The 13,959-nt window shown below is 58.5% G+C and carries 12 protein-coding genes; 10 read left to right on the forward strand and 2 right to left on the reverse strand.

What is annotated here, in order from left to right; translation table 11 throughout:
- The first annotated feature begins 154 nt into the window (after nucleotides 1-154).
- Entirely contained in the window at nucleotides 155-1,075 is a 921-nt protein-coding gene (locus tag VD17_RS20955) for a MurR/RpiR family transcriptional regulator (protein ID WP_046055466.1), read from the forward strand.
- 12 nt (nucleotides 1,076-1,087) lie between these two features.
- Here the strand turns inward: VD17_RS20955 and VD17_RS20960 are convergent, their stop codons facing one another.
- Entirely contained in the window at nucleotides 1,088-2,011 is a 924-nt protein-coding gene (locus tag VD17_RS20960; protein ID WP_046055467.1) for a helix-turn-helix domain-containing protein, read from the reverse strand.
- Between the two features lie 161 nt (nucleotides 2,012-2,172).
- On the opposite strand from VD17_RS20960, the gene VD17_RS20965 reads away from it, so the two are divergent.
- The 7 genes from VD17_RS20965 (at nucleotide 2,173) to VD17_RS20995 (ending at nucleotide 9,760) form a co-directional block, all read left to right on the forward strand.
- Nucleotides 2,173-3,531: a glutamine synthetase family protein gene (locus VD17_RS20965; RefSeq protein ID WP_046055468.1), complete on the forward strand. Its 1,359-nt coding sequence runs from the start codon at nucleotides 2,173-2,175 to the stop codon at nucleotides 3,529-3,531.
- A 151-nt stretch (nucleotides 3,532-3,682) separates the two neighbouring features.
- Entirely contained in the window at nucleotides 3,683-4,771 is a 1,089-nt protein-coding gene (locus VD17_RS20970; protein ID WP_046055469.1) for a polyamine ABC transporter substrate-binding protein, read from the forward strand.
- The gene (locus VD17_RS20975; protein WP_046055470.1) at nucleotides 4,768-6,069 is read left to right on the forward strand and encodes an NAD(P)/FAD-dependent oxidoreductase; all 1,302 of its coding nucleotides are present in this window, start codon (nucleotides 4,768-4,770) and stop codon (nucleotides 6,067-6,069) included. The genes VD17_RS20970 and VD17_RS20975 overlap by 4 nt, the downstream gene beginning before the upstream one ends.
- Nucleotides 6,070-6,296: 227 nt before the next feature.
- On the forward strand, nucleotides 6,297-6,893 hold the full coding sequence (locus tag VD17_RS20980; RefSeq protein ID WP_046055471.1) for a paraquat-inducible protein A: 597 nt from the start codon (nucleotides 6,297-6,299) through the stop codon (nucleotides 6,891-6,893).
- On the forward strand, nucleotides 6,890-7,546 hold the full coding sequence (locus tag VD17_RS20985; RefSeq protein WP_046055472.1) for a paraquat-inducible protein A: 657 nt from the start codon (nucleotides 6,890-6,892) through the stop codon (nucleotides 7,544-7,546). Before VD17_RS20980 ends, VD17_RS20985 begins: the two co-directional genes overlap by 4 nt.
- Entirely contained in the window at nucleotides 7,527-9,182 is a 1,656-nt protein-coding gene (locus VD17_RS20990) for a PqiB family protein (protein ID WP_046055473.1), read from the forward strand. The genes VD17_RS20985 and VD17_RS20990 overlap by 20 nt, the downstream gene beginning before the upstream one ends.
- A 17-nt stretch (nucleotides 9,183-9,199) precedes the next feature.
- On the forward strand, nucleotides 9,200-9,760 hold the full coding sequence (locus VD17_RS20995) for a PqiC family protein (protein ID WP_046055474.1): 561 nt from the start codon (nucleotides 9,200-9,202) through the stop codon (nucleotides 9,758-9,760).
- Between the two features lie 5 nt (nucleotides 9,761-9,765).
- Here the strand turns inward: VD17_RS20995 and VD17_RS21000 are convergent, their stop codons facing one another.
- Nucleotides 9,766-11,037: a sensor histidine kinase gene (locus VD17_RS21000; RefSeq protein WP_046055475.1), complete on the reverse strand. Its 1,272-nt coding sequence runs from the start codon at nucleotides 11,035-11,037 to the stop codon at nucleotides 9,766-9,768.
- 237 nt (nucleotides 11,038-11,274) lie between these two features.
- Between VD17_RS21000 and VD17_RS21005 the strand changes: the two genes are divergently transcribed.
- Together VD17_RS21005 and arnT are read left to right on the forward strand one after the other, a co-directional pair.
- Nucleotides 11,275-11,952 carry a histidine phosphatase family protein gene (locus VD17_RS21005; RefSeq protein ID WP_046055476.1) on the forward strand — a complete coding sequence of 226 codons (678 nt, stop codon included), beginning with the start codon at nucleotides 11,275-11,277 and terminating at the stop codon, nucleotides 11,950-11,952.
- Between the two features lie 193 nt (nucleotides 11,953-12,145).
- On the forward strand, nucleotides 12,146-13,867 hold the full coding sequence (gene arnT, locus VD17_RS21010) for a lipid IV(A) 4-amino-4-deoxy-L-arabinosyltransferase (protein WP_046055477.1): 1,722 nt from the start codon (nucleotides 12,146-12,148) through the stop codon (nucleotides 13,865-13,867).
- Nucleotides 13,868-13,959 lie beyond the last annotated feature (92 nt).

Genomic DNA, 13,959 nt, shown 5'->3' on the forward strand with positions numbered 1-13,959 from the left:
GGGCGAGTCCATCCAATTACACGGACTGCGTTATGGCTCGATCGGCCCGTCACCGCCCCTTGGCAAGCGTTGCACACCAACGGTTGGCTTCGGATACACTCCAGCCAACCTTGTGCCACCCCTTCTCCACCCCTCAGGAAATGTTGAGCCGGATATGCCGACCCCATCGAAAAACACCACGGTCTATGCCGCACCGGTTATGCGCAAACTGGCGGAGATCGTTGGCGATTTGCAGCCGTCACTGCGCAAGGTGGCGGACTTTATCCTGCGTCACCCCCTGAGGGCTGCGACGCTGACCATCGAGGAGATGGCCCACGAAACGTCCACCTCGCCAGCGGCGGTCAACCGTTTGGCCAAGGCCCTGAACCTGGGTGGCTACACTGGCATGAAGGCCGAGCTGGTCGCGACGTTGCAGCAAATGGTGTCGCCGGTCGACAAACTGCGCAACGAACTGGCGCACCGTCCTGGCGGCGCGTTTGGCCTGCACGAACAAATCCAGAGCGCCAGCAGCAACCTCGCCACGGCGGCAACCAACAACCATGCAGACACCTTTGAAGCGTTCGTGACCCGCCTGACCCAGGCTCGCAAAATCTACATCCTGGGCTTTGGCAACAGCGTGTACTTCGCCGGTCTCGCCGCCTCAACCCTGATGCCTTTCTGTGCCGACGCCACCGCCATCAGCATGGAGGGCGGCAACGAAAACGCTGCTTACCGTCTGGCTGCGATTACCGATCAGGATGTGTTGCTGGCGATCTCCCTGCCGCGCTATTCCCTCGACACCCTGCAACTCGCCCGTTTCGCCAATGAGCGTGGCGCCACGGTGCTGGCAATCACCGATTCACCTGCCTCGCCGCTCACCAGCATTGCCGAACATGTGCTGTTTGCCCCCGCCGACCATCCGGTATTGACCAGTTCCAACATCGCGGTGCTCGCCTTGATCGAAGGCCTGGTGGCGGGTGTGATGGCGCGCAACAAGGAAGCCGTCAAGCTGGCGACCGAACTGACCGAAAGCGTGATGGCTTACCTGCACATGCCGGGCAACAGCAAATCGGCGAAAGCCACAAAGCCGCGCTGACGCGTCGCCTGCTTACCCGCGACCTGTTGCGCCACAGGGGTTGCGGGCGAGCGTCTGACTGGGAAGTTCGTTGAACAGCGCCCGATAGCTGCTGGAGAATCGCCCCAAATGCCAGAACGACCAGTGCATCGCCACTTCGGCAACGGTGGTGTCCATCGCTGTGCGGCTGAGCAATTCTCGGCGTGCGCTGTTGAGTCGGCGCAAGCGCAACCAATGGGTCGGGGTCATCCCGGTATACGCCTTGAACGCATGCTGCAACTGCCGCAGTGAAACCCCGGCGACCTGCGAAAGCTCAAGCAGATTCAGGGTCTCTTCCGGGGTGTCAGCCGCCCATTCACCGATGCGTTTCATCACTGCACGCTCTTCGGCGCGGCGCTGTAAACCGCCGCGATCAAGGCAAACACAGGCGTTGTCGAGAATGTAGAGGCAGTCTTCCAGCAACTGCTGGGTCAACGCCTCCTTGCTCGGCGGATCGAGGGTCTGCGCCAGTCGGGTCAACGTCCCGCTGAGCCAGCGACTGAACAACGCGTTTTGCCCCGAATTCAGTGGCGCCATGAACAGGCCTTCGAGCCTGGCCACGTTCAAACCGTGACGCTGCACGAACTCCGGCCCGAACACCACGGCGATTTCCTGGTAGTTCTCCGGGGTGATCCAGATGTTGCGGCTTTCACCATTCAACACATAGAGCGCGTTGTCGCTGCGGTCGAAACAAAACGCCAGCGCACCTTCCGGCGCGCTGAAATTCTGCTCGACCCGGGTGTTCATCTGTTCCTCGTAAATCTCCACGCCTTGCAGGTCCAGGTAGCGCACACGCCCGGCGAAATGCCCCGGTGACATCTGCTGGTAATGCTGCACCCAACCCGGTGTGGCGCGGATTTGCTCGGCGACATCGGCGGTGTCGAACGCTTGGACTTGCAGGGGATTGCACGTTGTCATGGGTGACCTTACGCACTCGTTTGGTGCGTTTTGGTGCTGCTGAAAGTGGATAGATGGAACGTCAAGGCTCGCCCAAGATAGTCGTCAACGCGCCACAGGGGAAGTGTGTGGTGGATGAAACCAGCCTCCCCGGCGTTAATAAAACCAATAACGAGGTCTTTATGAATGTCCCTTTCGATCAGCTGCTCACGTGGCTGAAAGATCACAAGATTACCGAAGTCGAATGTGTGGTCAGCGACTTGACCGGCATCGCACGCGGCAAAATTGCACCCACCAACAAGTTCCTGCATGAGCGAGGCATGCGCCTGCCGGAAAGTGTGCTTTTGCAAACGGTAACCGGGGACTTTGTCGACGACGACATCTACTACGACCTGCTCGACCCGGCCGACATCGACATGGTGTGCAAGCCCGTCTCCGACGCGGTGTACGTGATCCCATGGGCCATCGAGCCCACCGCCATCGTGATTCACGACACCTTCGACAAGTTCGGCAACCCGATCGAGCTGTCACCGCGCAACGTGCTGAAAAAGGTTCTGCAGCTGTACACCGACAAAGGCTGGCGGCCGATTGTCGCGCCGGAAATGGAGTTCTACCTGACCCAGCGCTGCGAAGACCCGGACTTGCCCCTCAAGGCACCGCTGGGGCGTTCGGGCCGTGCGGAAAGTGGTCGTCAGTCGTTTTCCATCGACGCCGCCAACGAATTCGATCCGCTGTTTGAAGACGTGTACGACTGGTGCGAACTCCAAGGCCTGGACCTCGATACCTTGATCCACGAAGACGGCCCGGCGCAGATGGAAATCAACTTCCGTCATGGCGACGCACTGGACCTGGCCGACCAGATCACCGTGTTCAAGCGCACCCTGCGCGAAGCGGCGCTCAAGCACAACGTCACCGCGACCTTTATGGCCAAACCGATTGGCGATGAACCCGGCAGCGCCATGCATATCCACCAGAGCATCGTGGACATCGCCACCGGCCAGCCGATCTTTGCCGATGCCGACGGGCAGATGAGCGAACTGTTCCTGCACCACATCGGTGGCCTGCAAAAGTACATCCCCAAAGTGCTGCCGATGTTCGCGCCAAACGTCAATTCGTTCCGCCGCTTCCTGCCGGACACGTCGGCGCCGGTAAACGTCGAATGGGGCGAAGAAAACCGCACCGTTGGCCTGCGTGTGCCGACTTCAACGCCGGACGCAATGCGCGTGGAAAACCGTTTACCGGGCGCCGATGCCAACCCTTATCTGGCGATCGCAGCGAGCCTGTTGTGCGGGTATCTGGGGATGGTCGAACGCATCGAACCGAGTGCTGCGGTGCAAGGTCGTGCCTACGAGCGCCGCAACTTGCGCCTGCCGATCACCATCGAAGACGCTCTGACGCAGATGGAAGAATGCGAAACCATCGGGCGTTATCTGGGCAGCAAATTCGTCCGCGGATATGTCGCGGTCAAGCGCGCCGAACACGAGAACTTCAAGCGCGTGATCAGCTCCTGGGAGCGTGAGTTCCTGCTGCTCAGCGTCTGAGATCTGCGCTGCCCGTGAGGGCCTCATCGCGAGCAAGCTCGCTCCCACAGGGGAACGCATTCCAAATGTGGGAGCGAGCTTGCTCGCGATGGCGGCCGCAAGAACACCAAAGAAACACCTGAAAAATCCAACAACCAAAAGAGGTGTCGATATGCGTCTATTGAAATCCGTGGTTCCGGTCGCGCTGGCAGTGTTGTTCAGCGCCGTTGCGCAGGCTCAGCCAACGGTCAGCGTCTACAACTGGACCGATTACATCGGCGAGACCACCCTCGCCGATTTCCAGGCGAAAAGCGGGATCAAGGTGATCTACGACGTGTTCGATTCCAACGAAACCCTAGAGGGCAAATTGCTCGCTGGTCGCACGGGATATGACGTGGTGGTGCCGTCCAACCACTTCCTCGCTCGCCAGGTGAAAGCCGGCGCGTTCCTGAAGCTCGATCGTTCGCAACTGCCCAACTTCAAGAACCTCGACCCGAAACTGCTGGCGCTGCTGGAGAAAAACGATCCGGGCAACGAGCACTCGGTCCCTTACCTGTGGGGCACCAACGGCATTGGCTACAACGTCGACAAGGTCAAGCAAGTGCTGGGCATTGACCGCATCGATTCCTGGGCGGTGTTTTTCGAACCGCAGAACCTGAAGAAACTCAGTCAGTGCGGCGTGTCGATGATGGATTCGGCCGATGAAGTGTTCCCGGCGATCCTCAACTATATGGGCATGGACCCGCGCAGCGAAAATCCTGAGGATTACAAAAAGGCTGAAGCCAAACTGTTGACCCTCCGGCCTTACATCACCTACTTCCACTCCTCGAAGTACGTTTCAGATTTGGCCAACGGCGACATCTGCGTGGCTTTCGGTTACTCGGGTGACGTGTTCCAGGCCGCGAACCGGGCCAAAGAAGCCAAGAACGGTGTGAACATCGCCTACTCGATTCCCAAGGAAGGCAGTAACTTGTGGTTCGACCTGTTGGCGGTTCCCGCAGACGCCAGCAACCAGAAAGAAGCGCATGCCTTCATCAACTACTTGCTGGACCCGCAAGTGATTGCCAAGGTCAGCGCTTCGGTCGGTTACGCCAACCCTAACCCGGCGTCCAAGCAAGACATGGACCCTGAGCTGGTCAACAACCCTGAGGTTTATCCGCCTCAGGCAGTCCTCGACAAGCTCTACATTTCCACCACTCCGCCCCAGGCGATCATGCGCTTGATGACCCGTTCCTGGAGCAAAGTGAAGTCCAACCAATGAATCAGTACAGCAACGAACATGCCCGTTCCTATTACGCGGCGTCAGCCAATGGAATGGCGCCCTACCCCACACTGGCTGCGGATCTTGAAGCCGATGTCTGTGTGATCGGCGGTGGCTTTACCGGCGTTAACACAGCGATCGAACTGGCTCAGCGCGGACTCTCGGTGATTCTGCTGGAAGGCCGACGGATCGGCTGGGGCGCCAGCGGGCGTAACGGCGGGCAACTGATCCGCGGTATCGGCCATGACGTCAGCGGTTTTGCCCGTCATGTCGGTGAAGAAGGCGTGCGTTACCTTGAGCGTGCAGGCGTTGAATCGGTAGCGCTTGTGGGCAACCGCATTCGTGAACACGGGATTGATTGCGACCTGCGCTGGGGGTTCTGTGAACTGGCCAATACTAAAGCGCAGTTCGCGGCGTTCAAGGCTGAGCAGCAATGTCTTGCCGAATCCGGTTACGCCCACGAAACCCGACTCGTCGGGCCGGAGCAGATCCGGCAGCAGGTGGTGAACTCAGGCGTGTATGCCGGTGGTCTCGTCGATATGGGCTCGGGTCATTTGCATCCGCTGAATCTTGTGCTTGGCGAAGCGCTATTGGCGCAATCCTTAGGGGTGCAGATCTTCGAGCAGAGCCCGGTGCTGGAGTTGGTCCATGGCAGCACCGTGCAGGTTCGCTGTGCCGGCGGCACGGTGCGCGCCGGCAGTCTGGTGCTGGCGTGCAACGCTCACCTGGAAGAGCTCGAACCGAAACTGAGCGGCAAGGTTCTCCCCGCGGGCAGCTACATCATCGCCACCGAGCCGTTGGCGCCCGACGTTGCAGCGCAATTGATCCCGCATAACCTGGCGCTCTGCGACCAGAAAGTCGGCCTGGATTACTACCGACTCTCGGCAGATAGACGTTTGCTGTTCGGCGGCGCCTGTCATTATTCCGGGCGCGATCCGGCAGACATCGAAGCTTACATGCGTCCGCACATGCTCAAGGTCTTCCCGCAATTGGCCAACGTGCGCATCGACTATCAATGGGGCGGCAAGATTGGCATCAGCGCCAATCGCTTCCCACAGGTCGGGCGCTTGAGCCAGCATCCAAACGTGTTTTACGCCCAGGGTTACTCCGGTCATGGCCTGAACGTGACCCACTGGTGCGCAAAGCTGTTGGGCGAAGCGATCCACGTCGGACACAGTCAGGGCTTTGACGTGTTCAGCGCCGTGCCGCACATGACCTTTCCCGGCGGGCCGATGCTGCGTTCTCCGCTGCTTGCCCTCGGCATGTTCTGGTATCGCCTGCGCGAACTGCTCGGTTGACCGCCCTCCCACCTTCGATGAAACACCATTCCCCTGTAGGAGCTGCCGCAGGCTGCGATCTTTTGATCTTCAAGATCAAGGTCAAAAGATCGCAGCCTTTGGCAGCTCCTACGGGAGATCACCGTCTGACCGCATCCCATTGAACAGCCTTTTAATTTGCTCAATCGCGAGGCGCTTCTATATTGAGGGAGTGCTCTGACTTTCCAGCCTCCATTCGAGCCCGACCCATGGCTACGACTGACCCACTGATCATCTGCGAGCACTGCGACTGCGTGTATCAAAAAGTCACGCTCGCCAAACATCAGAAAACCCTGTGTACGCGCTGCGGCGGCGTGCTTCAGCGCTATAACGGCCTGACGGTGGAACAACGTCTGGCGTTGACCTTTACCGCGCTGATGCTGTGGATTTTCGCCAACTTCTATCCCGTCATGAGCATCAGCCTCAAAGGCCTTAAAAACAGCGCAACACTCTGGGATTCGGTGCTGGCCCTGAGTCTTGGGCCGATCACTTTCATCGCCATGGTGGCGGCGATCGCGATGATCATCGCGCCGATTTTCCAGCTAGTGCTGCTTATCTGGGTGCTGAGCTTCGCCCTCGCCCACAAGCGCTCGCCCGGCTTCAAGTTCTGCATGCGCTGGCTGGAAACCCTCAGACCCTGGAGCATGCTGGAGGTCTGTCTGCTGGGGGCGATGGTCGCGGTGATCAAACTCGCCGGATTGCTGGATGTGCTGCCTGGCATCGGTCTGTTCGCCCTGGCCATTCTCAGCCTGATGATGATCCGCATTGCCGGGCGCGACATCCGTGAGCTCTGGGACATCTTATGAACAGGCCCCCGGTGGCGAGTGAACTCAACCTGTGCCTGTGTCATAGCTGCGGCCTGGCCTGTGACATGACCGATGAACCTCACGAATGCACACGGTGCGGTGCGCCGCTGCATCGGCGCAAAACCAACTCACTGGCCCGGACCTGGGCCTACATGTTCACGGCCCTGGCATTTTACTTCCCGGCTAATCTGCTACCCGTGATGAACACCAAGATGGTCGGCAACGGCGCCGATAGCACGATCATGAGCGGTGTGATCGAGTTCTGGCAGCACGGCGCCTGGGACATTGCCCTGATTATTTTCATCGCCAGCATCGCGGTGCCGGGCATCAAGTTCGTCGCCCTGACGCTGTTACTGGTGACCGTTCAGCGCGACAGCCAATGGGCGAGTAAGCAGCGCTCGACGCTGTACCGTTTCGTCGAGCTCATCGGTTACTGGTCGATGCTCGATGTGATCGTGGTCGCCCTGGTGGCCTCACTGGTGAAGTTTCAAGCCCTGGCCGATATCGAACCGCGCCCGGGCATTCTGTTCTTTGGCCTGGTGGTGGTGTTCACCATGCTGTCGGCAATGAGTTTCGACCCACGCCTGATCTGGGATAAAGAAGAGCGGGATAACCCAAACGAGGAGGTCAAGGATGAAGTCGCAAGCCACTGATGGGCCACAAGCCCCCGGCCAGGCCCCTGTCAAAACCCGTCGCTTCAGCGTTTCGCTGGTATGGATCGTGCCGATCGTCGCGGTGCTGGTGGGGCTTTCCCTGGTCGTGCACTCCATGTTGCAGGAAGGTCCGACCATTACCGTCACGTTCAAAACCGGCAGCGGCCTGACGGCCAACAAGACCGAGGTCAAATACCGCAATGTGGTGATCGGCCAAGTCTCGGACGTGGAGCTGAGCAACGATCAGAAGAGCGTCAACGCCACCATCAAACTGTCCAAGCAGGCGGAAAGTTTCACCCGCGAAGACTCGCAATTCTGGGTTGTGCGTCCGCGTATTGGCGCCGGCGGGGTGTCGGGTATCGATACCCTGCTGTCCGGGGACTACATTGGCGCCGACATCGGCCAGGCCAATGCTCGCTCGAAGAACTTTACTGGCCTGGAAAACCCTCCACCAATTACCTATGGCGAGCCGGGCAAGCGCTTCACCCTGCGCACCGATGACCTCGGTTCGCTGGACATCGGCTCTCCGGTTTACTACCGCAAGATTCCGGTCGGGCAAGTGGTGGCCTACGCCCTGAATGCCGACGGTAAAGGGGTCGATATCGAGATTTTCGTGCATTCGCCCAATGATGCCTACGTGACCGATAACACCCGTTTCTGGAACGCCAGCGGGGTCGACGTGAACGTCGGCGCCAACGGCTTTTCGGTAAAAACCGAATCGCTGTCATCGATCCTGGTGGGCGGCATCGCCTTCCGCGCTCCGGAATACAGCCCTAACGATCAACCGGCCGTCGAGGACAAAGCCTTCGACCTGTTCGAAGACCAGCTAACCGCCCTTGCCCCGCCCAGCGGCAAGGGGCAATTCTTGAGTTTGCGTTTCGATCAGGCCTTGCGCGGGCTCAAGGTCGGTGCACCGGTGGAATTCCTTGGCATCGAATTCGGCAAAGTCGTGGCGGTCAATCTGGATTTCGACGCGAAAAAACGCAGTTTCCCGGTCAATGTCGGCATCGTGATCTACCCGCAACGACTCGGCCAGGCTCACTCCAAAATGCTTGAGGTCTTGAAGCATGACCCTAACGACGAAGCCGCTGGCGTACGACTGATGGGCAGTTTCATCGACAACGGTCTGCGGGCCCAGGCCCGGAGCGGCAATCTATTGACCGGTCAACTCTACATTGCGCTCGACTTCTACCCCAAAGCGGAGAAAGTCGTGTTCGATCCGACCGCCCGTCCAGTCTCTATCCCAACCGTTCCTGGCAGCCTCGAACAATTGCAGGAAAAACTGGAGGGCATGGTCAACAAGATCAACCAACTGCCAATCGAGCGCATCGCCGGCAACCTGGACAGCAACCTCGTCGAACTGCGTAAAGGTCTGGCGCAATTCAACGCCAAGACCCTCCCCGGCGTGCAGACCACCCTGGCGGACGTCAGCAAGACGCTGCAATCGGCCAGTTCGACCTTGGCCGAAGACTCGCCACAACGCGAACAATTAGGTCAGACCCTGGAGGAACTCGGACGCATGTCGCGCTCCTTGCGTGAACTCTCGGATTACCTGGGACGGCATCCGGAATCGCTGATTCGCGGTCGTCCCGACAATGCTGCGCCGACGGACCTGCAGGGGCCGCCGCGCAAATGACCACAGGAGCATCACTCATGGTTTATCCGCTGAAGATCAGCTTGGTCACTGCATTGTTGCTACTCGCCGCGTGCCGCAGTGAGCCGATTCAATTCCACACCCTGACCCCGGCCCAACCGAGCGGCAACTCAAGGACCAGCGCTGCGGATATCCAGATCGAGGGCCTCAGCGTCCCTCCTCAGGTCGACCGCCCGCAGATCGTGATTCGCCAGGGCAACAGTGGCCTGGCGATCCTCGAAACCGAGTGGTGGGGCGCGAGCCTGTCGGATGAATTGCGCAGTGCCTTGGTCGATCAACTGGTCAACAGCAATCCGCAGCGCAAGGTTTCGGTGCGCCTGGACGTGCAACGTTTCGATTCGATCCCCGGCCAATACGCGCTGATTGACGTCAAATGGCGCCTGCGTCGCCTCGGCGAAAGCGATAACGCGCTGGTCACTTGCCGCAGCACGTTGCAGACACCTTCAGGGCCGTCCATCGATGAACTGGTAGCGGCTCAGCAGAGCAACGTCAAACGCCTGGCTGCGCTGATCAGTCAGGCCGCCGCCGGAACCCCGAGAGGTTGTCCATCGGCCCAGTAAAAAGTTTACTCGCGGTCCAGCTCAACGGTGAAACAACAACCGTTGGGCTGGCGGCTACTGAGTTGCACTCGCCAGTTTTGATTGCTGCAGATCCGTTGCACCAGTGAAAGGCCCAACCCCAACCCTTCACCTCGACGCTCGTCACCGCGCACGAACGGCTGAAATATCGCATCGCGTTCTTCTTCCGGGATGCCTATGCCGCTGTCTTCGATAATGAAGCCATGTTCGCGCAGGGTCAGTCGGATGTGGCCTTGATCCGTGTAGTGCCAGGCATTTCGCAACAAATTGCCCATGACCGATTGCAGGAACGTCAGGTTATGACGATCCGACGAAACATGCTCGATGTCGTAAATGAATTCGATGCCCTTCTCCCGGATCAGTCGACCCCAGATATCAACCAGCGCATCGGCGACTTCTTTGAGGGTGGCATTGGCCTGCGAACCGGAATCCTCTCGAGCGCGAGCCAGCATCAAAAACGTTTCGACCAATTGACGCATTTCGTCGGTGGCCCGGGCGATTCGGCTGACCTGAGCCGCGGAACGAGGGTCCAGCGAGGGATTGCTCAGCAACAGCTCACAGGAGCTGCCCAACACCATCAGCGGTGTACGCAATTCGTGACTGACATCACTGGTGAAGAGTTTTTCCCGGCCCAGTGCTGCGCGCAGACGTCCCAGGGTCTGGTCAAAGGACTGCGCCAGCTCTCCCACCTCATCAGCCGCATAGTCAGGACGAAGCGGCGACGCGAGGTCCAATAGTTGATCGCGATGACGCACCTGGCGCGCCAGGCGAATCACCGGAGCCATCACACGCCGGGCCAATAACCGGCCCAGCAGAATCGCCAGCAGAATGCTCAAAACGAAACTGACCATGACAACAGCAAACAACATCCGCTCGCGCTGTTCGAGGCTTTGCTGATCGCGCAGCAACACATACTTGCGCCCATCCACGACCTCGACCATCGCGTAGAAATCGGCGCCGTGATACAGGATTTCCTGAAATCCGAGGCCTAGCGATTCCAGCTGCGAATCAAGCGCCATCAGGCCCTTCCCGCCCTGGGTAAAAAACAACTCGTCTTTTTCCGGTTGATGGGTCCACTGACCGGGATTGTCCATCGACAGCAGACGGTGCATCCCTCCTGACAATCGCGTCGTCGTGAGCTTTCGGTCAACCACGTGCACTGTTGCGACGATGCCCACTGCAAATACGCCCGCCACCAACGCGCTCATCAAGGCGAATACGATGACGATCCTTTTCGTCAGGCTCTGCTTGAAATCCATTCTTTGCTTCCACTAGCAAGGTGTAAAAGATAAGAGTTCGCAAACATAAACTAACTAGGCGCTGCCCATAGGCCGTGCAAATTTTTCACATCCATTTCACTTGTCCCACACCTGCCAATATTTAGCCTCTCTTATACCACCTCAATTTTGAATTCGCGCTCTGGCTTGACTGATAGGTTATCGGGCATGGGCACATTGTAAGTAATTCGCTATGGCGTACTGACGGATAAATAAAACGTGATTAAATCTTCGCGCAAGCAGTTACCCAAGCAAGTCTTGAGCCCGCGGCTGACCAGGCTGACGTTGTCGGCGGTGGCACTCATCGCTGTAGCGTTAGTGACGGGTTTTGTCTTGTGGCCCAGATCGCCGGAAAATCTGGGCACGACCGGATCCGACGCTACCACGCACTTGATCAATCAGTGGCAAGCGGGCGAGATCATCGTACTGGTTCGCCATACCGAGCGCTGCGACCGCTCCGCCAATCCTTGCCTGGGCCCGGCCGACGGCATTACCCGAGTCGGCAGCGATGCCGCCGTGGCCGTGGGTCAAGGGTTCCAGCGTCTGGGTATGGACCAGACCGATGTCTTGAGCAGCCCGGTCACCCGTACGGCACAAACCTCGCATTCCATGTTTGGCAAAGACGCAATGACCCAGGAATGGTTGGCCAGCTGTGGCAAAACCCTGCGTAATGATGTGGTGGCGCACAAACGTGCCCAGCACAATCTGGTGCTGGTGACGCACAGCGGTTGCATCAGCGATTTCGAAGCCCAGACCGGTTTTAAACACGCGGCTTCGAGTGAGTATGGTAGTTCGTTGTTTGTCCGCATTGATGCCAATGGTCAGCTGCAAGTACTCGGCATACTTAATGCCGGTGATTGGCACGCCTTGTTTAAAGACTCGCGGATCAAGCAATAAGTTTGCAGTCTTGATAAGCGGACCCTCGATAAAAGCGCTCAGCGCTCGTCGCAACTAACAACTAACAACTACAGGATCTGATGTTTGCAGTTCGGATCCGTATTGACTCACGACATGGATAAAGTTCCGCGCACGCTGAAATGCCCTGCGCACGTCTCCCTCCGAGCAACCTCTGCTGCGCCAAGGTCGAATCATGACACCTGATAACTCGCGGTCCTACGCTGCTGACAATTTACTGCGCCCCGCTTCACAGACCTCCACCCTCACCGAACGCTGGGCCCTACCTGCGTTGCTGCTGGCGTTTTTGGTGTTTTATCTCTTGCCCCTGATGTCCCATGGGCTGTGGACGCCAGACGAAACCCGTTATGGCCAGATCAGCCAGGAAATGCTGCTGAGCGGGAACTGGACCTCTCCGCACTTCATGGGCATTCGCTACTTCGAGAAGCCGATTGCCGGGTACTGGATGATCGCCATCGCGCAGGCCATCTTTGGCGACAACCTGTTCGGGGTACGTATCGTCTCGGCACTGAGCACAGGACTGAGTGTCTGGCTGACTTACCTGATGGCCAGCCGCTTATGGGGCGACCGGCGCAAAAGCGTTGCCTGCGCAATGCTGTACATGAGTTTCGGGCTGATCGCCGGTCAGGCCGGATATGCCAACCTCGATCCGCAATTCACGCTCTGGGCCAACCTGAGCCTGGTCTCACTGTGGTTCGCCATTGATAGCCGTTCTTTGAGTCGTCGTCTCGGTGCCTGGGCGCTGTTGGGCGTTGCCTGTGGGATGGGTTTCATGACCAAGGGCTTTCTGGCGTGGCTACTCCCGGTATTGATCGCCCTGCCCTATATGCTCTGGCAACGACGCATGGGTGAGCTGTTGCGCTACGGGCCGTTGGCGGTGCTTGTCGCCGTGGTGGTTTGCCTGCCGTGGGCGCTCGCAATCCACCATCAGGAACCGGATTTCTGGCGGTTTTTCTTCTGGAACGAACACATTCGCCGTTTCGCTGCCGAAAATGCGCAACACGCTCGTCCATGGTGGTTCTACCTGCCGCTGCTGGTCGTGTCGAGCCTGCCATGGGCTGCGTTATTGCCCACGACATTCGTCCAGGCCTGGCAGCAAAAACGCCAGCCTGCGATCGCTTTCCTGTTGCTCTGGCTGCTGTTGCCACTTGGGTTCTTCAGCCTGAGCAGCGGCAAGCTGCCGACCTATATCATGCCGTGCCTGTTACCCCTGGCGTTGCTGATGGGCCATGCGCTGACCGAGTTGCTGAACAATGCGCGCGGCCGGGCGATTCGTATCAACGGAATGATCAATGTCGTCATTGCTACCACAGCCCTGATCGTCCTGCTCTATCTGCAGAGCACCAAAGAGATCTACGAAAACACTGAGATGTTCAGCCTGTCGCTGGTGTTTTTCGTGTTGATTGGCTGGATCATCGCTAACGCGTTGCAAGTCTTGCGTCCATTGATGTTCTGGGCCATGCCGGCCCTGGGCATCTGGCTGCTGGTCGCATTGCTGCCGGCGGCGATGCCCGGCCAGATCGTCGATAACAAGATGCCCGATCAGTTCATTGCCGAGCATCTGGATGCCTTGAGTCAGACCACCTCGTTGCTGAGCAACGATTTGGGGGCGGCGGCGGCGTTGTCTTGGCAATTGAAGCAGCCGCAGATCGCTCTTTACAACACCATCGGCGAGCTGAAGTACGGTCTCGAAGATCCCTCCATGGCCTCAAGAATCGTCACGATGAAAAGTATTGGGCAATGGATGACCGAGGCCCGCAAAAAAGGCGCGGTCGGCGTGGTGATGCGGGTCAACAGTGTCCAGGAAGTGCAAGAAGTCGAGTTGTTGCCCATCGATGGCAAGCGTTATCAGCGTGGCAATCTGGAGATTCTGATTTTCCCGCAAAGCCAGCCCTGACAATACCGGCAAAAAAAGAGAGGCCCCTGGGGCCTAATGCCAGCCAGTTAAGCAATTTCAGCTGCAGCGCGTACTTTGTAGATACCGTCTTG

The sequence above is a fragment of the Pseudomonas fluorescens genome (assembly GCF_000968015.1).
Taxonomy (GTDB): domain Bacteria; phylum Pseudomonadota; class Gammaproteobacteria; order Pseudomonadales; family Pseudomonadaceae; genus Aquipseudomonas; species Aquipseudomonas fluorescens_W.